17 protein-coding genes are annotated in these 22,561 nt (G+C 56.8%); 6 read left to right on the top strand and 11 right to left on the bottom strand.

What is annotated here, in order from left to right; translation table 11 throughout:
* Window positions 1–5 precede the first annotated feature (5 nt).
* A complete protein-coding gene (locus ACP7AJ_RS04245; protein ID WP_426058951.1) occupies window positions 6–722 on the bottom strand; it encodes an SDR family NAD(P)-dependent oxidoreductase in 717 nt (238 codons plus the stop codon).
* Between the two features lie 326 nt (window positions 723–1,048).
* On the opposite strand from ACP7AJ_RS04245, the gene ACP7AJ_RS04250 reads away from it, so the two are divergent.
* Entirely contained in the window at window positions 1,049–4,489 is a 3,441-nt protein-coding gene (locus tag ACP7AJ_RS04250; RefSeq protein WP_426058952.1) for a pyruvate carboxylase, read from the top strand.
* 81 nt (window positions 4,490–4,570) lie between these two features.
* On the opposite strand, the gene ACP7AJ_RS04255 is transcribed toward ACP7AJ_RS04250, so the two are convergent.
* Window positions 4,571–5,401, bottom strand: coding sequence for a hypothetical protein (locus ACP7AJ_RS04255; protein WP_426058953.1), 831 nt, complete (start codon window positions 5,399–5,401; stop codon window positions 4,571–4,573).
* A 140-nt stretch (window positions 5,402–5,541) separates the two neighbouring features.
* On the opposite strand from ACP7AJ_RS04255, the gene ACP7AJ_RS04260 reads away from it, so the two are divergent.
* A complete protein-coding gene (locus ACP7AJ_RS04260) occupies window positions 5,542–6,468 on the top strand; it encodes an alpha/beta hydrolase (RefSeq protein WP_426058954.1) in 927 nt (308 codons plus the stop codon).
* A gap of 119 nt (window positions 6,469–6,587) precedes the next feature.
* The gene (locus ACP7AJ_RS04265; RefSeq protein ID WP_426058955.1) at window positions 6,588–7,946 is read left to right on the top strand and encodes a M20/M25/M40 family metallo-hydrolase; all 1,359 of its coding nucleotides are present in this window, start codon (window positions 6,588–6,590) and stop codon (window positions 7,944–7,946) included.
* Window positions 7,947–8,094: 148 nt separating this feature from the next.
* Here ACP7AJ_RS04265 and ACP7AJ_RS04270 read toward each other — a convergent pair whose 3' ends face one another.
* From ACP7AJ_RS04270 to ACP7AJ_RS04285, 4 genes are all read right to left on the bottom strand, one after another.
* A complete protein-coding gene (locus ACP7AJ_RS04270) occupies window positions 8,095–9,447 on the bottom strand; it encodes a leucine-rich repeat-containing protein kinase family protein (protein ID WP_426058956.1) in 1,353 nt (450 codons plus the stop codon).
* A gap of 82 nt (window positions 9,448–9,529) precedes the next feature.
* A complete protein-coding gene (locus ACP7AJ_RS04275) occupies window positions 9,530–12,973 on the bottom strand; it encodes a UvrD-helicase domain-containing protein (protein WP_426058957.1) in 3,444 nt (1,147 codons plus the stop codon).
* 12 nt (window positions 12,974–12,985) lie between these two features.
* Window positions 12,986–13,525 (bottom strand): hypothetical protein, encoded by a 540-nt coding sequence (locus ACP7AJ_RS04280; RefSeq protein ID WP_426058958.1) that lies wholly within the window; start codon window positions 13,523–13,525, stop codon window positions 12,986–12,988.
* A gap of 42 nt (window positions 13,526–13,567) precedes the next feature.
* Window positions 13,568–13,978 carry an acyl-CoA thioesterase gene (locus ACP7AJ_RS04285; RefSeq protein ID WP_426058959.1) on the bottom strand — a complete coding sequence of 137 codons (411 nt, stop codon included), beginning with the start codon at window positions 13,976–13,978 and terminating at the stop codon, window positions 13,568–13,570.
* Window positions 13,979–14,132: 154 nt separating this feature from the next.
* Here ACP7AJ_RS04285 and ACP7AJ_RS04290 point away from each other — a divergent pair, with 154 nt between their 5' ends.
* Together ACP7AJ_RS04290 and ACP7AJ_RS04295 are read left to right on the top strand one after the other, a co-directional pair.
* Window positions 14,133–14,327: a cold-shock protein gene (locus ACP7AJ_RS04290; RefSeq protein WP_035564390.1), complete on the top strand. Its 195-nt coding sequence runs from the start codon at window positions 14,133–14,135 to the stop codon at window positions 14,325–14,327.
* A gap of 629 nt (window positions 14,328–14,956) precedes the next feature.
* Window positions 14,957–16,978, top strand: coding sequence for a DEAD/DEAH box helicase (locus ACP7AJ_RS04295; RefSeq protein ID WP_426058960.1), 2,022 nt, complete (start codon window positions 14,957–14,959; stop codon window positions 16,976–16,978).
* Between the two features lie 143 nt (window positions 16,979–17,121).
* On the opposite strand, the gene ACP7AJ_RS04300 is transcribed toward ACP7AJ_RS04295, so the two are convergent.
* From ACP7AJ_RS04300 to ACP7AJ_RS04310, 3 genes are all read right to left on the bottom strand, one after another.
* On the bottom strand, window positions 17,122–17,562 hold the full coding sequence (locus ACP7AJ_RS04300) for a ferritin-like domain-containing protein (RefSeq protein WP_426058961.1): 441 nt from the start codon (window positions 17,560–17,562) through the stop codon (window positions 17,122–17,124).
* A 63-nt stretch (window positions 17,563–17,625) separates the two neighbouring features.
* Window positions 17,626–18,900, bottom strand: a complete 1,275-nt coding sequence (locus ACP7AJ_RS04305) for an NAD(P)/FAD-dependent oxidoreductase (RefSeq protein WP_426058962.1) — start codon at window positions 18,898–18,900, stop codon at window positions 17,626–17,628.
* A 168-nt stretch (window positions 18,901–19,068) separates the two neighbouring features.
* The gene (locus ACP7AJ_RS04310; protein WP_426058963.1) at window positions 19,069–19,857 is read right to left on the bottom strand and encodes an SDR family oxidoreductase; all 789 of its coding nucleotides are present in this window, start codon (window positions 19,855–19,857) and stop codon (window positions 19,069–19,071) included.
* 272 nt (window positions 19,858–20,129) lie between these two features.
* Here ACP7AJ_RS04310 and ACP7AJ_RS04315 point away from each other — a divergent pair, with 272 nt between their 5' ends.
* A complete protein-coding gene (locus ACP7AJ_RS04315; RefSeq protein ID WP_426058964.1) occupies window positions 20,130–21,002 on the top strand; it encodes an SDR family oxidoreductase in 873 nt (290 codons plus the stop codon).
* Window positions 21,003–21,156: 154 nt separating this feature from the next.
* Here the strand turns inward: ACP7AJ_RS04315 and ACP7AJ_RS04320 are convergent, their stop codons facing one another.
* The gene (locus ACP7AJ_RS04320; protein WP_426058965.1) at window positions 21,157–22,026 is read right to left on the bottom strand and encodes a DUF1571 domain-containing protein; all 870 of its coding nucleotides are present in this window, start codon (window positions 22,024–22,026) and stop codon (window positions 21,157–21,159) included.
* Window positions 22,027–22,083: 57 nt separating this feature from the next.
* Window positions 22,084–22,383: a hypothetical protein gene (locus ACP7AJ_RS04325; RefSeq protein WP_426058966.1), complete on the bottom strand. Its 300-nt coding sequence runs from the start codon at window positions 22,381–22,383 to the stop codon at window positions 22,084–22,086.
* Window positions 22,384–22,561: the final 178 nt, after the last annotated feature.

Below are 22,561 nucleotides of genomic sequence, written 5' to 3' on the forward strand. Positions count from 1 at the left end.
TATTATCACTTCAGTTTGCCCATGCCACCATCCACGGCCAGTACTTGCCCGGTTACGAAGGCGCTGTGGTCGGAGAGCAGAAAAGACGCCGTGTAGGCCAGGTCCTCGGGCTGGCCGATGCGCTGCAGTGGGTGGCGTTTGCCGCTGGCCTCCACCTTTTCGGGCGTGTTGAGCAGCGCCGCTGCCAGGGGCGTGTTGGTGAGCGACGGCGCTATGCAGTTTACTCGCACGCCACTGGGCGCGTACTCCGCGGCCAGGGCCCGCGTGAGGCCTTCCACCGCAGCCTTGGCCGTGGCGATGCTAGTGTGGAAACTCATGCCGGTATCGGCCGCCACGGTGCTGAACAACACAACAGACGCGCCGCCTTCGGCCTTTTTCAGGCGCTTAATAGTGGCTTGCAGCACGCGCACTGCGCCCAGCACATTAAGGTCAAAATCAGCCTGGAAGTCCTCCGTGGGAATGCGCTCGAAGGGGCGCAGCTTGATGCTGCCGGGGAAGTAGGCCACCCCGTGTAGCACTTCGGGCAACCCATCGAAAGCGGCGCCGACTGGCTGAGTGGCGTCATAGGTTACGTGCGTGGTGCCCAACTCTTGGAGCTCTGGCGAAAGATGCCGGGAGGCCGTGAACAGGTTCACCTGGAGCTTGCTCAGCAGCTGAGCCGTGGCGAGGCCAATGCCCGATGATGCACCAATTAGGAGGATGTTTTTGTCAGTGAATTCCATGGGGGGAAGCTTAGCAGTAAGAATGCCTTGCTAACCCCGGCAGGGGAGGAAGGTTTGGCAAAGGGCGTGACCCCAAGGCCAGAAGCCTCTGCATGCGGACACTGTTGGGTTTTGCCTGACGAACGGCAGTCATATTTTACTGCAAAACTCATCTGCCTTTTAGAGGGATAATTTTTTGGTCTATTGAAGTATTTGAGAGGCTCAATACCGGCTCTCAACTGCTCTGGCCTGCTCGTTATAAAACCTCCGCAAACGATTGCGGGATTTGCTGTCCGCAGCATTTGGCGTAGCTTCGCCGTATGCGCGGCTATCCCACTACTCATTCTATGAACATAACTAAACTCCTAGTTGCCAACCGGGGCGAAATTGCAATTCGCGTGATGCGCGCGGCCACCGAACTGAACATCCCCACAGTAGCGGTCTACACCTATGAGGACCGGTACTCGCTGCACCGCTACAAAGCGGATGAAGCTTACCAGATTGGGCGCGACGACGAGCCCCTGAAGCCCTACCTCGACATCGAAGGCCTGATTCGAATTGCCAAGGCCAACGGGGCCAACGCTATTCACCCCGGCTATGGCTTCCTGAGTGAGAATGCCACACTTTCGCGCCGCTGCGCCGAAGAAGGCATTGTGTTCGTAGGCCCCCGACCCGAAGTGATGGAGGCCCTCGGCGATAAGGTGCGTGCCAAGGAAGTGGCCCAACGCTGCCAAGTGCCCCAAATTGAAAGCAGTGAGGCCGACCTGGTCGATTTCGAAACCGCCAAAACCGAAGCCACCCGCATTGGTTACCCCGTGATGCTGAAGGCGGCCAGCGGTGGCGGCGGGCGCGGCATGCGCATCATCCGCGACGACGACCAGCTGGAAAAAGGCTTTTTCGAGGCCCGCAACGAGGCCCTGAACGCCTTCGGCGACGACACCGTGTTCCTGGAAAAGTACGTGGAGCGCCCCAAGCATATCGAAGTGCAGCTTGTGGGCGACCAGCACGGCAACCTCGTGCACCTCTACGAGCGCGACTGCTCGGTGCAGCGTCGCTTCCAGAAAGTGGTGGAAGTAGCGCCCGCCATGAACCTGCCCGACCACCAGCGCCACCTGCTCTATGAGTATGCCTTGCGCATCGGCCGGGCCGTAGGCTACGACAACGTAGGCACCGTGGAATTCCTGGTAAACCCCGAGCAGGACCGTATTTACTTCATCGAGGTAAACCCCCGTATTCAAGTTGAACACACTGTAACGGAGATGATTACGGGTGTGGATTTGATTAAAACCCAGATTTACATAGCCGCCGGCTATAACCTGAAAGACCCAGAAATTGGGCTGGGACCGGATGTTAAGCCCTTGCGCGCCGGCTACGCCATTCAGTGCCGAGTGACTACTGAAGACCCCGAAAATGACTTTAAGCCCGACTACGGCACCATTGTGGCCTACCGAGCGGCTGGCGGCTTCGGCATCCGGCTCGACGAGGGCTCGGTGTACCAGGGCGTGGTGGTGTCGCCGTTCTTCGATTCGATGCTGGTGAAGGTGTCGGCTCACGCGCCCACGCTACAGGGCGCGGCTCAGAAAATGCTGCGCAGCCTCGACGAGTTCCGGGTGCGCGGCGTGCAAACCAACATCCAGTTTCTAAAGAACATCATTGGCAACAAGGACTTTCAGTCGGGCCAGGCCAACGTCGATTTTATCAAGGACACCCCGTCGCTGTTCAAGTTTGAGTTCCGGCAGGACCGCGCCACGCGCATGCTCAGCTTCATTGGCGAAGTGGTGGTGAACGGCAACCCCGACGTCAAAAACCTGCTCGACCCGCGCCACAACCCCCGCCAGCCCCGCCTGCCGCACTTCGACCATACGGCGCCCGCGCCCGGCACCAAGCAAAAGCTGCACGAGTTGGGCCCCGACGGCTTCTCGAAGTGGCTGCGCGACGAGCCACTCATTCATTACACCGATACCACCCTGCGCGATGCCCACCAGAGCCTGCTGGCCACCCGCATGCGCACCTGGGACATGCTGAAAGTGGCTGGGCCTTACGCCCAACAGCACCCCCAAACCTTTAGCCTAGAAGTATGGGGCGGCGCGACTTTCGACGTAGCCCTTCGCTTCCTGCACGAAGACCCCTGGGAGCGGCTGGCCAAGCTCCGCGAAGCCATCCCCAATATTCTGCTGCAAATGCTGATTCGCGGCGCCAACGGCGTGGGCTACAAGGCCTATCCGGATAACCTCACCGAACGGTTTGTGGAACAGGCTGCCGAAACCGGCGTCGACATTTTCCGCATTTTCGACTCGCTGAACTGGCTTAAAGGCATGGAGGCCTGCATTGGTTTCGTGCGCAACAAAACCGACCGGCTGGCCGAAGCCTGCATCTGCTACACCGGCGATATTCTCGACCCCAACCGCACCAAATACACCCTCGACTACTACCTGAAGCTGGCCAAACAGCTGGAAGATGCCGGCGCGCACATCCTTTGTATCAAGGACATGGCAGGCCTGCTGAAGCCCTACGCCGCCACCGAGTTAATTACCGGTCTGCGCGATACGGTGAAGCTGCCCATTCACCTGCACACCCACGACACGTCGTCGCTGCAGGCGGCTACTTACATGAGAGCCGTGGAAGCCGGCGTCAACGTCATCGACGTGGCGCTGGGCGCGCTATCCGGCCTCACCTCGCAGCCCAACTTTAACTCGGTGGTGGAAATGCTGCGCGGCACGCCCCGGCACCGCGAGTTCAACCAGCAGTCACTAAATGAATTCAGTAACTACTGGGAAGGAGTGCGTGAAATGTACTACCCCTTCGAGTCGGGCCTGAAAGCAGGCACTTCGGAAGTGTTTCAGCACGAGATTCCGGGCGGGCAGTACTCCAACCTGCGCCCGCAGGCCTCGTCGCTGGGTTTGCTCGATAAATTTGAGGAAGTGAAGCAGCGCTTTGCCGACGTGAACGACATGTTTGGCGACATCGTGAAGGTGACGCCCAGCAGCAAGGTAGTCGGCGACATGGCCCTGTTTATGGTCTCCAACAACCTCACCCCCGCCGATGTCATGGAGAAAGGCGAAACCCTGAACTTCCCCGAATCTGTGCGCGAACTATTCCGCGGCGACATTGGGCAGCCCGAAGGTGGCTGGCCCAAGGAGCTGCAAAAGCTGATTCTGAAAAACGAAGCGCCCTTCACTGACCGGCCCAACGAACATCTGGCGCCCATCGATTTCAAGAAGGAGTGGAAGAGTTTCCAGGTGAAATATCCCGGAGCAAAGTTCACCGATATGCTATCTTCGCTGCTCTACCCCAAGGTGTTCGATGAGTACTGGGCCCACCGCATCAAGTACGGCGACGTGAGCAAAGCGCCCACTTCGGTGTTCTTCTACGGCCTGCAGCCCGGCGAGGAAACCATCATCGAAATCGCCAAGGGCAAGTCGGTTATCGTGCGTCTGGAATCGGTAGGCACGCTAAACGAAGAGGGTTGCCGCACCATCTTCTTCACCCTCAACGGCCAGACCCGCAACCTGCAGGTGCGCGACCAGTCGGTGGCCGTGACCAAAATCAGCAACACCAAAGCCGACAAGGCCAATCCCCGCCAAGTGGGCGCCCCACTGCAGGGCATGCTGAGCAAGGTGCTGGTGAAGCCTGGCCAGAAGGCCGCCAAAAACACGCCGCTCTTCGTCATCGAAGCCATGAAAATGGAAACCACAATCACCGCTCCTAAAGACATCGTAGTCGACAGCATTGCCCTCACCGAAGGCAGCCGCGTCTCGGCCGATGACCTGGTGCTGACCCTGGCTTAGCGGCAGAGCCCCACAAAAGTTGGCCCCGCCGCGACAGTGCTTGACTGTTGCGGCGGGGCCAACTTTTGTATTTGCAGGAACTTATTTCCCCAGCTTGAAGGCCAGGCCAGCGCCAACTGTTGCGGTGCCGCCGGCGGCCCCACCCAGCACCCGGCCGGCGTTCACGTCGAGGCGCAGCAGGGGCAGGGGGCGCCAGTATAGCCCCGCCGTGGTGCCCGTGCTCAATTCTCCCCGCCCAATGCCGTAGCCTTCAATAAAGAAGCCGGTTGTTGAGCTAATAGGGCCGTTCAGAGCCAGCGTGCCTATAAATTGTCCTTTTTCAATGTCAGCCACCGTCATGCCGGGTTGGCTGAATCCAAAGTTCGCTTCCAACCCATACCGCTCCCCAAGCTGCTGGCTGACAAGCAGGCGCCCGCTGGGCGCCAAGCCCTTCACCGCCAATTCTTTGCTGCCCGTACCGGGTAACGGCGTCTCTACCATAATGGCCACTTGCGTGCGGGTGTCGTAATTAGGCGAAATCATGAACTTCGAGCCCACTACCAGCGGCGCCCAGCCCGCAACCGTTTCAAAACGCTCACCTTCGCCGGTGCTGATGCGTTGCTGATATCCACTGAAGTGGGGCTGGCTCACGCGCAGCTCCATGCTATTGAAAAAGCCGATACGAAGAGTTGCTCCGCTGTTCAGCATACTTTCTCCCAATGCCGGTGCGACCCGCTGCGTTCCTGCTTCGAGCTGGAAGCGGCCGGCCCGGAGCACCTGTGCTGTGATGGTTTGCCCGGGGCGGTCGGCGCGAATGTTTCGCACGAAAGGGGCATCAACATTGTCGTTGTTTTCTTCCGGCGTGTTTTGGGCCAGGGTGAGGCCGGGGCTGCCCAGGAGAGCAGCGGCGGCCAGCAGAGTGGTCTTTCGCATGCACCACAGACCCCCAGGGCTACGACATGGTTCATAAATTGTTGCACTTTAACCAAAAATCTTGAAATAATTTATGAAGAATACCTGATAGTGCCACATATTTGCTGATTAGCTCAGCCGTATGTACAATTACATTACTTATGAAAATACGCTCCTTCCTCCTTGCCTCTGGCCTGCTTCTGTTGGCTACCGGCCGCATGCTGGCCCAGCCCGTGCTCCCACTCTACACGGGCACCATTCCCAATTCGACCCCGAGCAATGTACAGGAAACCAGCATCACGCTGGCCAATGGCGGCGTCCGCATTTCCAATGTGGTGCAGCCCACCCTCACGGTGTTTGTGCCCCCTCCCGGCACGGCCAATGGCACGTCGGTGGTTATCTGCCCTGGCGGTGGCTACACCCGGCTTTCCATCGACTCGGAAGGCTACAATGTGGCCAAGCGCCTGAACGAAATGGGCGTAACCGCCTTCGTGCTCAAGTACCGACTACCTAATGATGAGTCGCAGCCCGACAAAACTACAGCCCCGCTGCTGGATGCACAGCAAGCTCTGCGCTTGGTTCGGCAGCAGGCCGCTAAATACAAGCTCAACCCCGAGCGCATCGGCCTCATGGGCTTTTCGGCCGGAGGGCACCTGGCGGCTACGGCCGGCACCCAATTTGCTCGTCCGGTGGGCCACAATCCGGAGTCGGTTTCGGTGCGGCCAGCCTTTTTGGTTTTGATGTACGGGGTTATCAGCTTCAGTGACAGCCTGCAACACCCTGGCTCCCGTCAAAATTTGTTGGGTAAAAGCCCTTCGGCGGCATTGGTACGGCAGTATTCCAACGAACTGCAGGTAACGGCCCAAACGCCGCCCACCTTTCTGGTGCACGCCCAGGATGATAAAACGGTGCCCGTGCAAAACAGCATCGTTTTCTATCAGGCCTGCCTGCGCCACAACGTGCCGGCCGAAATGCACCTCTACCCCAAGGGCGGCCACGGCTTTGGCCTCAACAACAAAACCACCAAAGACGACTGGACCGAACGTTTGAAAAACTGGTTGGATGCCAACGGCTGGCTGACGCAGTAGCAAAAAGCCAATGCCAAGGTCCGTAGCGTAGGCTTTCGGGCTCGAGGTTATGTTTGTGCCAATAGCGCATCGGCCCGGCCGCCGCTGGCGTTTACCCTCACCGCCGACTACCTCCTACAATGAAACGTATCCTGCTTACCCTTGCCTTGGCCTCGCTCACCCTAGGCGCCTCCGCTCAAAAACGCAAAACTTCCAAACGCAAGGCAGGCGCTCAGGTATCAGCCGTGACGGTGGCGCGCGTGGTAACGACCTTGGCGGCCGACGACATGCAGGGCCGCGGCACCGGCCAGCCCGGCGGGCTGAAAGCAGCCCAATTTCTGGCCGCCGAATTTCAGCGTATTGGGTTGCAGCCGCTGCCGGGCGCCACGGGTTTCGAACAGGTATTTCCGGTGTACGAGTCGCCCGTAACGGCCCTGAACGCCACCATCAACGGCGCAGCCGTGGCGCCCGGCCAGGTGCTGCTTTTCTCCAGCCAGCCCGTGGTGGAGTGGACCAACCTGACCCCCGCCATTGAGGTGCTGACCATTGGTCCCGATGAGAAGCCCATGCAATTCGCAGGGCGCATCATGCGGCCCACCCAGAACCTGCTGGTACTGCTCGACCCAGCCCACGCCGAGGTGTTTCAGCGCTTACAAAGCGCCAATCGCCAGCCCCGGTTCCGCACCGCTGAAGCCGGCAATTCTTATTCCAGCGTGGTAATGATGGCGCCGGCAGGCTCTGCACCGCTTGGCAAGGCAGTCAGGTTTGAGATGAAAGGCAAAACCGAGCAACGCGTGGTAGAGCTGCGCAATGTGGTGGGCATGCTGTCCGGCCTCGACCCCGGCCGCGCGCAGGAAAACGTGGTTTTCTCGGGTCACTACGACCATCTGGGCATTGTCAAGCCCAACGTTGCCGGGGATTCCATCGCCAACGGTGCCGACGACGATGCCAGTGGGACCACCGCCGTTGTGGCCCTGGCCGAGTACTTTAAGCTGGTGAAGAACAACGCCCGTCCCCTCATCTTCACGGCTTTCGCAGCCGAAGAAGTGGGCGGATTCGGGGCCCGCTACTTCTCCCAGCAGCTCGACCCCAACCAAGTGGTGGCCATGTTCAACATTGAGATGATAGGCAAGGTGGCCAAATTTGGTCCCAACACCGCTTTCATCACCGGTTTCGACAAGTCAGACTTCGGCCCGCTGTTGCAAGCCAACTTAGAAGGCAGCAAGTTTCGCTTCGAGCCCGACCCATACCCCGAGCAAAACCTGTTCTACCGTTCCGACAACGCCACCCTGGCCAAGCTCGGGGTGCCGGCTCACACCATCAGCAGCGACCAGATTCCGGATGACAAGCTCTACCACTCGGTCGACGACGAGGTAGAGAGCCTGAACCTAATTAATATGACGGCCATCATCCAGGCCATTGCCGAAAGTGCCCGCGGCATTGTGGCTGGTCAGCAAACGCCGTCACGCATCGCGCCGGAGCCTGCGAATGGTAAGTAAATAGCGCCGTCAAATTAGGCTGTGTAGATAGTGAGCAACTAGGTGGTTGTGTTTGCTATTCATTGAATGGTCATGCATGACCGCCTTTTCCCCTGTCCACACGCTCTCACTTAGGTTCGACAACCCCATTACTGACTGCACAGAAATGCTAACTCGCGGGCTGCATTTCCGCAATTTCCGAAGCCTGTAGCAATAAATCGTGAATTTCACCAAACAGGGGGCGAGCAGAAGCATCGGGTTGCACACACTGTTGCTGCAGGCTCCACAGTGCTGCCATAACAGGACTGGCGGCTACCGGGGCTGCGCAATAAGTCAATAACTCCTCGAGCAGGCAGCCAAAAGCGCGGGTTTCAATTTGCTGCAATGCCCGGCTGGTTGTTGCCTCATCGGGCGAAAAAAAGCAGGCCGCGCCAAAGTCGCCCAGCAGCGCCTTGCCAGTGTCGGTAGTGAGAATGTTGTGGGCATACAAGTCGCCGTGCAAAATGCCCCGTGCGTGGAGGTGCTTAGTGGCGGCGGCAATATCCAATGCGGTGCGCAAGGCCGTTTTCAGGGTAAAGGAGATGCCCGGCGAGTACACATCTCGCGTGCAAGAAGCCAAGCTTGGTGGGCCGGCCAGGTTGCGATAAGCCGGGCTGATGAGCTCCAGCACCAGTCCCTCGGCAAGGGCCGGGTGCTGGCTCACTTCGCCTTCCACGGCAATTAGGTTGGGGTGAGCACCTGCGCTTATGCAGGCCGCCATCTCGCTGTGCGGCAAGCCGTCGCTGGTCAGGGCTCCTTTGAAAAGCTTAACGGCCACCTCAGTTGCGGGCGCATCAGCGCGCTGCCACCGCGCCTGGTAAATAACCCCCGAAGCCCCTTCGCCCAGCTGCTGCTGAATGGCGAGTTGTTCCCACTCGATGGTGGCAATCGGGTGACTTGCCGTCGCAGCCGCCTCGGCCTGCTCGCCAAACGGATTGCCAGCATATGCCAGCCATGCCAGCCGAGGCATGGCCAGCAACCAAGGCGGCAACTCCGTTAGCTGGTTAGCGGCTATGCGCAGCAGTTCCAGGTTGATGCACGCCGCCAATTGCTCGGGTAGCTCGCGCAACTGGTTGCCGGCCAGCATCAGCTTTTGTAGCTGCGTGCAGGTGCCTATCTCGGCAGGTAGTTCGCTTAACTGGTTGTCGGTCAGAATCAGCCAGCGCAACGCCGGGGTGAGTGCCGCCGCAGGTAACGTGCAAATCTGATTGGCCTTGAAGCCCACCATGCTCAGCTTTGAACACTGCCCCAGCACCGCGGGCACCGCCGTGAAGCGGTTGTCGGAACAAAAAATCACCCGCAGCTTGTGCAGCCGCCCCAGGTCGTCGGGCAGGGCAGAAAGGGCATTGCCCGAAAGGTTGAGTACCTCCAGGGAGTCGGCTAAGTCAAAAATCTCGCGGGGAAATTCAGTCAGGCCAGCGGCCAAATCGAGCCGTTGGAGGCCAGCCAGCTCGCCGGCGCGCAGTTGTTCGAGGGTGTGCATGGGGCAAAGTTCGGCAGGGCCGCCCCAAGCACTGCTATTATTTATCAGTCGCTGCTTCCGAAGCGAGGCAACGCTTTTGCGGCTATACCTCCACTACTTCGCCAGAGCCAAAGTAATAAATCACTCCGCGCACCTCTGCATAGCCCAGCTGCTCAAACAGCGTGGCATAGTTGCGCAGCAGGCGCTTATGTTTCTCCTGCGGCGGGGGCAGCCGGAAATCCAGGAGCGTAACCCGCCCACCAATGCGGTTGTGCTCTTCCAGAGAAGGGTCAAGCACCACGCGGTCGGGTTTGTAGTCGCGCAGCTTCACGCCGCCCACCAGAATTTCGCGTTCGGTTTCCACGCTCAGGTGCGGGGCGAAGTAGGGAGCCAGGCGAGGGTCGGTCACCAGCTTTTCCAGGCTCTCGACCAGCGCGGGCCGTTCGCGGGCGCCCAGTATGCCTTCGGCCACGAGCTGGCTGGCTACCCGGCCCACATCAGTGGCGGCCAGCAGGCGCCGCAGGGCGTAGTGCAGCTTGCGGTTCCACTCGCCCTGGGCCTGCTGCTCGTCAAAATCAAACAGTGTGGTGGCGTGCCGACGCAGCTTGAGCCGGTCTTCCCAGGGCGCGGCGGCTAGGTTGGTAAGGTCGAAGCTGTTAGCAGTTGGCTGATGGCTGTTAGCTTTCTTAGCGGCAGCTAAAGAGCCTTTGGAAATAACGAAAGAAACCTGGTCTTCCTGCCATTCCCCGCGGCCAAGCAGGTAGCCGTGCAGAAGGTCGGCCACGTTGCGCGCCGCCGTGGTGGGTGCGCTTGCTTCTGTGTCTTCCGAAGCTTTGGTACTCTTTTTTTCATCCGGCCGCTTGCTGATAACATACAGCCGGTGGCGTGGCCTGGTAAACGCTACATATAAGGTGTTCAGCCCTTCCAGGAAGGTTTTTTCTCGTTCCTCATCGTACTGCGGGGCCAGTGCCGTTTGCTGAATGCCTTTGCTCAGGCTGACCACTGCTACTTCCGGCATGGCTTCCAGGGGCTTCTCGTGCGCTTCCAGGTGGCCCCAGAGCAAGGTGCCACGGTGGGGTTCCAGGCTCCAGTCGGCAAAGGGAACAATTACCACCCCATATGCCAGGCCCTTGGCCTTGTGCACCGTGGTGATGGTGATGGCCTCGCGCCCGCCCGGAGCATTGATGCTGATGCGGCCCTTGCGCTCCTCCCAATGCGTAAGGAAGTTGCCTAGGTTATTGCCAAATTTCAAGCTGTACTCCAGCGTTAAATCAAGAAACCGGAACAGGTAATCGCTCTCGCCATTGCGGCCCAGCAAGCCAAACAAGTTCAACAGCCGCTCGGCCAATTCATAAAGCCCCAGGTTGCCGGTTTCGTCTTCCCGCACATCGAAACCCAGGGCCCGCAGCTCGTCAAAAAATGGCTTCCCGTGGTGCTCATTCGCGATTTGGGCAATGTGCCGGGCGCGGGTCGGAGTAGGAGCGAGGCCCCGTACCACTTTGTCTACCAGTAGCAGGGCTTCGGCGCGGGCCAGCGTATCGGCCGGCTGGTGTAGCACTCGCAGAATGCCCACGAGCAGGTTCACCACCTCCGCAAATTCCAGCGCCAGCGAGTCGGCTGAGATAATGGGATAGCCCCGCTCTTTCAGGAACTTGGCTATAATCTTGCTGGCGTAGCGCGTGCGGCACAGCACCGAAATGTCACTAAGGGAGTAGCCGTCGCGTAGGGCCTGCTCCACCAGCTGCAGCGTCAGGTAGCAAGTGCTTTCGTCGTAAGTCAGCACTGCCTCGGGCACGTGGCCGGGCAGGGGCTCGTTGGTGTAGGCGCCCGCGCTGGCGTCGTAGCGCATGGCGGGGGCGTCTTTCTGGGTAAAGAGCAGTTCCACGTGGCCCTGCTGTGCCTCGCTCAGCGACTGCGGCACCTGCTGGCCAAAAGCATGGTCGTATATGCCGCCTACCAGTCCCAGCGCCGCGTGCCGCTGGCTCACAGCCTCAAAAAACGTGTTGTTGAAGTCGACAATCTCCCGCGCCGAGCGGTAGTTAACCTGCAGCGCTTTGGCTTCCAGCTTGCCATTAAACGACTCGTAGCGGTGCCGCAGCAGCTCGCGCATTTCCTCTTCCTTGGCTTTGGCTACCAATGCCTCGGTGTTGCCCTGGTGCAGGCGCAGAATCTGTTCCATCTCGCCCCCGCGCCAGCGGTAAATGGCCTGCTTGGCATCGCCCACCGCCAAGCTGGAATGACCATTGGCCAGGGTGTTTTCTACCAGTGGTAGCAGGTTGTTCCACTGCAGCACGGAGGTGTCCTGGAATTCGTCAATTAGAATATGCTCGTACCGCTCGCCAAGCCGCTCATATAAAAACGGCACCGGCTCCGTGAGCACAATGCTGGCAATGCGCCGGTTGAATTCAGAAATGAGCACCACGTTGCGCTCCATGCTGATTTGCTCCACAATCTTATTTAATTCGCTCAGCAACGAAGCATGAAATAAATACGGCTGCATGGCCGCCAGCAAACCGTAGTTGGGCAAATACTTCGTGCGCAATTCATCCAATGTCGCTACCAATTGGCTGAGCGGCTCACGCACCAAATCCACACGCGCTTTGTCAGCCGGCGATTTAATCTTCCCGCCGTACCATTTATCCTCTTCCAGCGTTTTGCGCACGTAACTGTTCGGGCCGGCATCGGGCTGCAGCAAGGCCACGCCCTTTTGCACGTACTGGCCGATGCCGGTTTTGCCGTAGTACAAATCATCCACGCTCACGTTCGCATCGGCCAGCAGGGCCGCTCCCAGCTCCTGCGTCTGGGCAAAGGCAGTTTCAATCTCTGTGCGCCGCGCCCTGATTTCGCGGTCCAGCCGCCGGAAGTCAGCCAGTGATAATTTGCCCAACTGTGCCACCGCTTCCTGTACCGTTTCATTAAATAGCACCTTGCCAAAAGTCGCCAATTCCTCGGGCAGGCGGCTCCAGCTTTTGCCTTCCTCGGCCTGACCCAGGGCATATTCCGCAAGGGTCTGCGACAGCAGCTTGGTATTGGGGTCGCGGTTCACCTTGTCGAGTAGCGTGGCCACGGCGCTTTGCAGCACGCTATCAGTATCAAGCTCCACTTCGAACGTGGCTGGCAGGCCCAACTCCCGCGTAAACGCCGTCACAATACGCTGCACGAATGAGTCAATCGTACTAACCGCAAAGTCGGCGTAATGGTACAGCACCAACCGGAACGTTTCGGTGGCGCGTCGCTGCACTTCCCGCTGCTGTTCCTCGGGCGTGCGGGCGTGCGGTGGCAAGCGCCTGCTAGCACCCAATTCGGCTGCTACCTCGGCCAGCAATCCATCAACCTTGCCGGGTTCTGGATACGCAAACCGCCGCAATGCTCCTACAATCCGCTCCTTCATTTCCCCGGCCGCATCGTTGGTAAACGTGATGGCGAGAATTCGTTTAAAGTAGGAGGGGTCATCCGCTCCCAGTGCCAGCACGAGGTATTCTTTGGTAAGCTGATACGTCTTGCCAGAGCCGGCAGAAGAGGAATAAATGCGGAAGGAAGCAGGCACCGAATATTTTTATTAAATACGTTTCAGAATCAATAATATTTGCGAATTATCTAATAATAACCCAACGAGGTTATCGTTAATAATACATAATCTCGCTACGAAATTCTTGGGCCTATCACTTTGGTATTTAAATACCCTTAAGGTGTTAGATGAATTTCCAAGCAGTGCCATAAACGAATTGCCTACCAAACATGTGTTTCCTGATTGGGAATCACATTCCAATTCATCACCAGGCCATCGTTTCATAGCATCGTTGTCAGCGGCTTTTCTAAAATGGGCTTGTCCTACCAAATTTGAAGTTCGACTATAACCATCCCTCTCAACGAGCTTTTCTGGAAACTCCAATAAATTTTCATTAATGATAAAATTACTACTCATGTAGTGCCGCTTGACTCTACTAAAATTTTTATGAATGTTCTTTACCGTGCCTATCATCAACATTGTATTCTTTACACCAACGACTTTCCACTCTCCTGAATAACCATCGGTAATGACGTTCTGGAAAGAAGGAAGCAATGCTAGGCGCAACAGTAGCAGCAGGTGGATGGACATGCGTAAACAGTTATTCTCAATAGCGTAAAGCTTGGCTGAACTTTAGCTTGGTCTCAGCCACTCCACCATCTCTGGCGTCACCCGCACCGGCCGGCCGCTCTTGGGGTCCAGCAACACCCAGGTAGTTTCTGCCTCGCATAGCAATACATCATCAGCAACGCGAGTAATAGTAGTTAAGCGTAACGAGGTAGCCCCACTGGTCTCGCCAACCCAAGTTGTGGCCCGAAGGGTTTCATCGGCAAAGGCCGACTGCTTATAGCGAATGCGGTGTTCGCGCACTACCCATATGTAAGCGTCGTGTTTCTCAGCCGGGCAGATGGTATACCAATGTGCCCCGGATACGTCCTGCACCCAGCGCACGTATTCTACATTGTTGGCGTGCCCCAAGGCATCAATGGCACTCGCTGGTACTTGAAATTCATGAGAGAAACTATTGGCGGGAACGTCTGACATACCTAAAGGAAAAGAGAGGAGCAGCAAAGGTCGGTACCGATTTAAAAAAATAGCTATCGACTTGGTGATTTGGAATTTCTGCCTATCTTTGACGCAACCTAAGAAACCAAGCCACGGTGGCCCAAAAGCTTAGGGAAACCACAACACAACCACCATGCCCACCGGAACGGTAAAATTCTTTAATGAGACCAAAGGCTTTGGTTTCATCAAAAACGACGAAACTGGCGAAGACATTTTCGTTCACATCAGCGACCTGCAAGTAAGCTCGATTCGCGAAAACGACAAAGTTCAATTTGAAGTAGCCCAAGGCAAAAAAGGCCCGAACGCTGTTAAAGTATCGCTGGTTTAGTCCTGCCCTGACTTTGTAATAAGAAAGCCCGCCTTTGGTGGGCTTTTTTTGTGCCTAGAGCCCGTCTGAAAAACACTTGCTTAGCAAAAAGGGCGTCATGCTGAGCTTGTCGAAGCATCTCTACCGCGTAACTAACTCAATTGCTGCAACGAAGCGGTAGAGATGCTTCGACAAGAGTTCAGCATGACGTTCCATTTATTTTTTAGAATAGTCTCTTGCCATAAGGGTGTATTTCTTTTGGTGAGGTCCTGAATATTAGAACCTAAGAGCTTAAGCCAGCGTAATTCCTTCGATTACGGGCCCTTCAAGCATATTTAGCGATGGAATTATTTCCCCTTCAATATTCTTAAGTGCACTCACCCTGAGGCATTATGTCTGCTTCGGTGATTTGCTTTCCGAATTCATTTCCAGTACACCTTAGCTATTGCGGTTTAAAAACCCTACCTTTGCACCCGCATTTGAGGACGGCCCTAAGTCCGCGCAAGCCTGAGAGAGGCAATGACGCATTGGCCGCATAGTTTTTTGGTTGTTTTTCCCGCCTGATTGTGACAAGGTAGAAGGAGGGGAAACGTCGCTGAGTACGGCTGTTTTCGGAGCGAGTCTCTTACCCCTTTACCAATTCCACATTCATGGAAGCTGAAAAAATTGTAGTTCGTTTTGACGAACTGAACCTCTCTGAGGAAGTACAACGCGCCATTACCGAGATGGGCTACGAAGAAGCTTCAGCCATTCAGGCTGCTGCTATCCCCGTGCTGCTTGCGGGCAAAGACGTTATCGGCCAGGCCCAGACGGGTACCGGCAAAACCGCCGCTTTCTCCATTCCCGCCATTGATGGTGTGGATGCCGAAAGCCGCGACGTACAAGTACTGGTGCTCTGCCCCACCCGCGAACTCGCGGTGCAGGTGTCAGGCGAAATCCAGAAGCTGGGCAAATACAAGCGCGGTTTGATGGTGGTGCCCATTTATGGTGGCAGCCCCTACGACCGTCAGCTCCGCGCCCTGGAGCGTGGTGTTCAGATTGTTATCGGTACCCCCGGCCGCATCATGGACCACATTGAGCGTGGTACCCTGAAGCTGGAGAACACCACCAAAATCATCCTGGATGAAGCTGACGAAATGCTCGACATGGGCTTCCGCGACGACATCGAGTTCATCCTGAGTAAGATGCCAAAGGAGCGCCAGACGGTGTTCTTCTCGGCCACGATGAGCAAGCCCATCATGGAGCTCACCAAGAAGTACCAGCGCGACCCGCAGGTAGTGAAGGTGAATCACCAGACCATGACGGTGACCAACATCGAGCAGAGCTACTTCGAGGTGCGCGGTCCTCAGAAAAAGGACGTGCTGACCCGTTTGCTCGACATGTACAACCTGAAGTCGACCATCGTTTTCGCCAACACCAAGCGCATGGTGGACGAAATCGTGTCTGACTTGCAAGCCAAAGGCTATTTCGCCGAAGGCCTGCACGGCGACATGGGTCAGCAGCAGCGTCAGAATACCCTCGACAAGTTCCGCAAAACCACTATCGAAGTACTGGTAGCTACCGACGTAGCCGCCCGTGGCATCGACGTGGACAACGTGGAGGCCGTGGTAAACTACGACCTGCCCGCTGACGAAGAATACTACGTGCACCGCATCGGCCGCACGGGCCGCGCTGGCAAGTCAGGCAAAGCCTTCACGTTTGTGAGCGGCCGCGACATCTATAAGCTGCGCGACATCATGCGCTTCACCAAGGCTCAGATTAAGTTGGAGCAGGTACCGTCGTTTGCCGACGTATCGGAGGTGAAAACCACGCTGTTCCTGAATCAAATCAAGGAAATTATCGAAAAAGGTAACCTTGATAAGTACGTAGGCCGCGTGCAGCGTCTGCTCGACCAGGGCGAAGAAATTACTTCGCTCGACATCGCAGCCGCGCTGTTGAAGATGACCATGAAGGAGGACAAGAGTGCTCAGCAGAGCCTCGACGCCAGCAAAGCAGCCGGTACGGCCCGTCCGGGCTATACCCGCCTGTTCGTGACCATGGGCAAGAAAGACCGGATTCATCCCCGCGACATCGTGGACCTGATTGCCGAGTCGAGCAATCTGACCGGTGCCAAAGTGGGCGATATCGCCCTCTACGACAAGTTCAGCTTTGTTGAAGTACCGTCGGAATTTGCCGACGAGATTGTAGGCAAGCTGGGCCGTACCAGCATTCAGGGCACGCCCGTTAGCTTCAGCATTGCCACTCCGGTTCAAGAAGGTGCGGCTAAAGAAGAAGGCTTCAGCCGGACCGGTGGTTCGGGTGGTGGTCCCGGCGGCTTCGGTGGCGACCGCGAGCGTCGTCCATTCAGCGGCGGCGAGCGTCGTGAAGGCGGCTACAAAGGCGGCAACCGCGGTGGCAGCAGCTACGGCGGTGGCGAGCGCCGCGAAGGTGGCTACGGCGGTGGGTACAAAGGCAACCGCGATGGTGGTGACCGCCCCAGCTACGGCAGCAAGCCCGCCTACGGCAACCGCGAAGGCGGTAGCGGCTACGGCAACAAGCCCAGCTACGGCGCCAACAAAGGCAGCTACGGCGACAAGCCCAGCTATGGCAACAAGCCAAGCTACGGCACTCCCCGCGAATACGATACGCCCCGCACACCCCGTGCGCCCCGCAACGAAAGCTTCGACGAGTAGACCTTATTTATGTAGGTGACTCTGGATTATCCAGCTGAAGTGAGTTGTAACGTGAAAATATGTTAGGTTAAAAACAAAGAAGCCGCTCAAATTGAGCGGCTTCTTTGTTTTAGGCACACAGAAGGTTTGTTTTTTGTGTGTGACTAAGCAGTTTTCAACGACTTGATGGTGTTGAGCGCTTCTTGAACACCCTGGTATTGCTTTTCAATCACCGACTTAATCGGGGAGGGCAAGTCCTGAGCTTTTAAAGCCGTTTGGTAGGCTTTCACGGCATATTCTTCGCCGCGCTCGCACTCGTTCAAAACGGCATTGTTGTTTTTGCTGGTCAGAGCAGCTTTCAGATCAATCCAGGCGCGGTGCACCGTGGCAGTTACCGACCCACTTTCGTCGGGCTTGAGGTTCAGCTTGAACATCTGGTCCTCGATTTCGGTGATGTATTCAGACCGCTGAGCTGAGTAATTTTTAAAGGTGTCTTTCAAGCGCGCGTCATCAACGTCGGTCATGGCGTCGGCGTAGCCTTTTTGGCCATCTTTGAGAGTTTCAACCAATTCGTTGAGCAGGGCTTGGGTGGCTTTGGCTTCCATTGGAAAGGGGATAAGTAAAGTGAAAGATTTACTTCCTTGCTTACTCCCCGCCCGCAGCGAAGGTTACACCCCGGCTGCTCCAGGTGCGGCGAGGGTGCGGCCAGCAAGGAAGCCAGTAGTCCAAGCTGCTTGAAAGTTGAAGCCACCCGTAATACCGTCGATGTCCAGCACCTCGCCGGCGAAAAACAAGCCTGGCACCCGGCGGCTCTGCATGGTTTTCAGGTCAACCTCATCCAGTGAAATGCCGCCGCATGTCACAAATTCCTCCTTATAAGTGGTTTTGCCGCGCACGGCCAGCGGAGAGCGAAGCAATAGCTCCAGCAAACGGTTTTGCGCCTTGGCGGGCAGGTCACTCCAGCGCGTATCGGCTCCAATGCCGGCTTGTTCGGTTAGGTTGCGCCAGAGGCGTTGGGGCAAACCAAACTGGGGGTTGGCGGCCACAGTTTTCTTGCCGTTTTCCTGCCGAAACTGCTGCAGCCAGGGCCGCAGCGTTTCTTCAGTAAAGGCAGGAATCCAATTTACCAGCGCCGTGCCCATGTAGCCTAACTCATTGAGCCGTCGGGCACCCCAGGCCGAGAGCTTGAGCACAGCCGGCCCGCTCACGCCCCAGTGGGTCACGAGCAGCGGGCCTTCGTATTGCAGTTTTTCGCCGGCCAGCACCACGCGGGCCTGGGGCACACTCACGCCCATGAGCTCGTTCAGGGGCGAGTTAGGAACGTTGAAGGTAAACAGCGAGGGCACCGGTTCCGCAACGGTGTGGCCCAGGGCCCGCAGCCAGTCGTAGTTGGCGCTTTTCGGGTTGCCGCCGCTGGCAATCAGCACCCGCGACGCCCGGATGGAGCCGCCGAGTTGGGCGGCTCCACTGCCGCTGAGCTGCAAGTCGAAGCCGCCGTTGGGCAGGGGCCTAACTTCGTCGACGCCAGTATTGAGGTAGATACGGACCCCTGCCTGGCGGGCAGCCTGTTCCAGGGCCTGGGCAATGGTTTCGCTCGAATCGGTGGTGGGAAACATGCGGCCATCGGCTTCTGTCTTGAGTTGCACGCCCCGTTTTGCAAACCATGCCACGGTTTCGGCTACGCCAAACTGCTGGAAAGCCGTTTTGAGCTGTTTGCTACCCCGAGGGTAATGCGCGACCAATTGCGCCGGCGTTTCGCAGGCATGGGTCACGTTGCAGCGTCCGCCACCCGAAATCCGGACCTTGCCCAGCAGCTTGCCCGTCTTTTCTAATAATACAACTTGGAGAGCAGGGTTGGCTTCGGCACAAGCAATTGCGCCGAAAAAACCGGCTGCACCGCCGCCAAGCACGGCTACCAGGGGTTTGGCTGTGTCAATATTCACTATGCAAAGGTACGGCTGCATCGGCAGGCCCCGATGAAAAGGCGTCCGTTGTAGGAGCCCCTACTCGCGTCTGGTGTTCCGAGCCGCTTGTACATGTTCTATGATCAGACGTAAGTATATGCGCCTCTACAACGTGCTGATGAGTATTTCGCGGCCTCCTACAGATTCTTAGCAGTGCTCCAAAGCCATCAGTACGTCGTCGTGCTGAAACTCGTACGGTAAGATGCTGCGCACTAGGCTACTGTCGACAATTTTTCCACTCCGGCCTTCTTCCTCCTTGAAGCTTGGTGACTCCAACTTCAGATACTGCGCGGCGGCGGGGTAAAAGTCGCGCCGTGGCGGGTGCTGCGCTGCACACACGTTGAACGTGTGCCCCCAGGCATCGTGCTTGATAATAGCCGTTAACACGCCCACTGCATCGGTCAAGTGGAGCAGGTTGACCGGGGCATTGCCATTGGCCAGGTCGCGACGGCCGGCCAGGAAGCGGCCGGGTGCCCGGTCGGGTCCAATAAGGCCTCCCAGACGTACCACCGTGCTTTTCCACTGGCCATAGCGTGGTACAAAGTGTCCTTCGGCACGCAGCACATCGGATGCCGCATCGCGGGTGCTCAGGGCGTCGCTCTCTCGCATGGTCCGGGGCTCATCGGGGTACACACTGGTGGAACTTACGAATATCACATGCTTTGTGCCTGCTGCGGCTACTGCCCGGTGCACTGGCCGCAGCAACGCCGGGTAGGCCCCAGCCGAGGAAGCGCGTGGAGGCACATTCAGCACCAGCACATCGGCAGCCTGGAGCAGGCGATGCAGCAAGGTTTCGGCAGGAGCGCCGAAATCGGAGCCGAGCCGAAACAGGTGCGACTCAATGCCGGCAGCTTCCATGGTCGGAATTTGTTCGGGAGTGGTGGTGGTGCCCAGCACACGGTACTTCGAAGCGGCCAAAGACCGGGCTAGGGACATGCCCAGCCACCCGCACCCAAGCACTAAAACAGATGGGGCATCCGCTCCCGATGCTGTGCTCGTGGAGCTCCCAAAACTGGAACTATTCATGAAAATAAAGGAATTTATCTTTTGCTAAACACGAAGGTGCGAAAAAAATGCTTACCACTATATTTAACCGAGAAATTTGTTGCTGCTGTGCGCGGCAGTGAGCGAGGAAATATTCGACCCCGCAGTCTTGTACCTTCGGGGTGCGGACTGAGCCGCTAATCCCACCCTACACTTGTTTTTGCATGAACACTCCCTACACTCAACCCATGCTGCGCGACAACGCTTTGGCCGGCAAAACCATCATCGTGACCGGCGGCGGCACCGGCCTTGGCCGCGCCATGACCACCTACTTCCTGCAGCTCGGCGCCAACGTGACTATAACCAGCCGCAAACTGGAAGTGTTGGAAAAAACCGCGGAGGAACTACGCGAGCAAACTGGCGGCAAAGTGTTGGCCATTGCCTGCGACGTGCGCAAATACGACGAGGTAGAGGCCATGCTGGACCACACCGTTCAGGAGTTTGGGGGCGTGGATGTGCTGCTAAACAATGCGGCCGGTAATTTTATCAGTCCCACGGAACGACTCTCCCACAAAGCGTTTGATGTGATTGTCGACATAGTGCTACGCGGCTCTTACAACTGCACCCTCGCGGTGGGCAAGCGCTGGATTGCCGACCAGAAGCCCGGTACCATTCTCAACATTGTCACCACCTACGCCTCGGTTGGCTCCGCTTTTGTAGTGCCCTCGGCAGCGGCAAAGGCGGGTGTGCTGGCCATGACCCGCTCGCTGGCGGTGGAATGGGCCAAATACGGCATTCGTTCCAATGCCATTGCGCCTGGGCCATTCCCCACTGAAGGAGCCTGGAGCCGCCTTTTCCCCGAGCCCCTGGCTAGCAAGCTCGACCCTGCTGCCAGCGTCCCGCTCAAGCGGGTGGGCCAATACCAGGAGTTGGCCAACCTGGCGGCGTATTTAGTTTCTGATTTCTCCTCCTATGTCAACGGCGAGGTGGTAACAATCGATGGTGGCGAGTGGCTGAACGGCGCCGGAGAGTTTAACAAGCTGGAAATGCTTACACCCGATATGTGGGACCAGATTGAGAAAACCATGCGCCGCTAAACCATCAATGCATATTAAGGAACTAATTAATAATAGTGCAAACAAAAGGCCGCTTACTTAAACGGCCTTTTGTTTGCACTATTATTAATTCTGAGTCAAAACAAATATTTAATCTGACTCCAATTAATCATTATCTGCCGACAGTAAACAATAATTATAGTTTATAGCCCTTGTGCTCTTTAGTGAATTCCTCAAGCGGGATTGGTTGATTGGCTATGACGTCGCTGAATTCAAATTTTTCAAATAAGCCCTTGTCGTCGTCTACCTGCACCATGGTGGGCAGGAACGTTTTCGGGTCGATGCAGACCGTGGTTCGGCGGCCGTAGGAGTTTGGCACCAGCAATACCTTGCCCTCGGGTATTTTCTCTTCAATTGTAAGGCCGTTGCGTTCAATAACACGGAATTCACCGCAACCAAAGCGTTCTGCGACAGTGCTTATGGTTTCATTTTTCCCTGCCTTATAGCTTACGTAACGAAATTGCGGGTAGTCGGAGCGAAGCACGTGGCTGGTGCGGCCCAACAAGAGGGTATCGCCGGTGTAGCGAAACGAGCGGCTAAAGGAGTTATCCTGGCGCAGAGGAGTGGTGCGTAATAAGTCGGATATAGTGCCAAAACCAGCCTGAAGAGCTGTGTGATGCTGGCTGCCACGCATGAGTTTGCCTTTAGGGTCCAGGCTTAGGGTTACGTAAGGGAAACTGGCCGGGTATACCCAGGCATCGCCGTTGTTTTGGCCAGCCAGCCACAACACTTCAACTCCTTTATGATTCTTAATGTAAATGCGCAAGGGTTTGTAGGTGAGCTTCATAATGCTACGCGCCTGATTGATGTTGCCGTCAACCCGCTCATGCGCTTTTACCGTGCAACGCAACGTTTTCAGATTCTCAATAGCCGCGCTCATGCGCGAAGTCAATTGCTCAGTGGTGGGCGGTAGTGCGGTAGGGGCCGTGGCCGCAACCAAACTTAAAGCAGCCAAGGGTAATATTTTACGTGCAAACAGACGATGAGGAGCTAGCAACGCTACCATAAAAGGTGTTATCGAAGAAAGTGAATGATGCCTGATAATTGGCAGGCAGTAAGTTGGTTAGTTTAAGCTAATGTTAGGAAAGCGGGAAGCAGTGCTATCAAATATGAATAACTCATCAATCTCCACGCCTTGAAAGTAACGGTAAAGCGGAAACTGTTCCACCACGGCTTGCACGGCCGCTACATCGTCGCCGTTGATGGTGACCCAGCCCCGGCTCCGGTCGCCGCTAATGGCGTAGACTTCCACTATCTTTTCGTTTAGCATGCGGTTAATAAAATCACGATGACTCGGAATAAGAGCAATGAACTCCTCATCAAAGTCATCGGGTAGGCGGAGAGAAACGACAAACGTAGGCATAAAAGCAAATCGACAGGGTTGGCACCCTAACGCCATTAAGTGTCCGAAAGTTAGCGCCAGAATGGTCGCAAGGCCTATTTTTTGTGAGGCATAATCTTCAACCGACACCGCTGCGTTTGCTGACTGGCGGAGCCGGCGTACTAAGGGCTATACAGGTGAATGAAAACTTTGAATAATG

Source organism: Hymenobacter sp. B1770 (assembly GCF_049896385.1).
GTDB lineage: Bacteria > Bacteroidota > Bacteroidia > Cytophagales > Hymenobacteraceae > Hymenobacter.

Excerpts from the sequence above, each read along its gene's own strand:
- ACP7AJ_RS04270 (WP_426058956.1), bottom strand. The coding sequence starts at position 9,447 with ATGCACACCCTCGAACAACTGCGCGCCGGCGAGCTGGCTGGCCTCCAA.
- ACP7AJ_RS04295 (WP_426058960.1), top strand. The coding sequence starts at position 14,957 with ATGGAAGCTGAAAAAATTGTAGTTCGTTTTGACGAACTGAACCTCTCT.
- ACP7AJ_RS04245 (WP_426058951.1), bottom strand. The coding sequence starts at position 722 with ATGGAATTCACTGACAAAAACATCCTCCTAATTGGTGCATCATCGGGC.
- ACP7AJ_RS04310 (WP_426058963.1), bottom strand. The coding sequence starts at position 19,857 with ATGTCCCTAGCCCGGTCTTTGGCCGCTTCGAAGTACCGTGTGCTGGGC.
- ACP7AJ_RS04280 (WP_426058958.1), bottom strand. The coding sequence starts at position 13,525 with ATGTCCATCCACCTGCTGCTACTGTTGCGCCTAGCATTGCTTCCTTCT.
- ACP7AJ_RS04255 (WP_426058953.1), bottom strand. The coding sequence starts at position 5,401 with ATGCGAAAGACCACTCTGCTGGCCGCCGCTGCTCTCCTGGGCAGCCCC.
- ACP7AJ_RS04325 (WP_426058966.1), bottom strand. The coding sequence starts at position 22,383 with ATGCCTACGTTTGTCGTTTCTCTCCGCCTACCCGATGACTTTGATGAG.
- ACP7AJ_RS04320 (WP_426058965.1), bottom strand. The coding sequence starts at position 22,026 with ATGGTAGCGTTGCTAGCTCCTCATCGTCTGTTTGCACGTAAAATATTA.
- ACP7AJ_RS04260 (WP_426058954.1), top strand. The coding sequence starts at position 5,542 with ATGAAAATACGCTCCTTCCTCCTTGCCTCTGGCCTGCTTCTGTTGGCT.
- ACP7AJ_RS04250 (WP_426058952.1), top strand. The coding sequence starts at position 1,049 with ATGAACATAACTAAACTCCTAGTTGCCAACCGGGGCGAAATTGCAATT.
- ACP7AJ_RS04290 (WP_035564390.1), top strand. The coding sequence starts at position 14,133 with ATGCCCACCGGAACGGTAAAATTCTTTAATGAGACCAAAGGCTTTGGT.
- ACP7AJ_RS04265 (WP_426058955.1), top strand. The coding sequence starts at position 6,588 with ATGAAACGTATCCTGCTTACCCTTGCCTTGGCCTCGCTCACCCTAGGC.
- ACP7AJ_RS04300 (WP_426058961.1), bottom strand. The coding sequence starts at position 17,562 with ATGGAAGCCAAAGCCACCCAAGCCCTGCTCAACGAATTGGTTGAAACT.
- ACP7AJ_RS04315 (WP_426058964.1), top strand. The coding sequence starts at position 20,130 with ATGAACACTCCCTACACTCAACCCATGCTGCGCGACAACGCTTTGGCC.
- ACP7AJ_RS04285 (WP_426058959.1), bottom strand. The coding sequence starts at position 13,978 with ATGTCAGACGTTCCCGCCAATAGTTTCTCTCATGAATTTCAAGTACCA.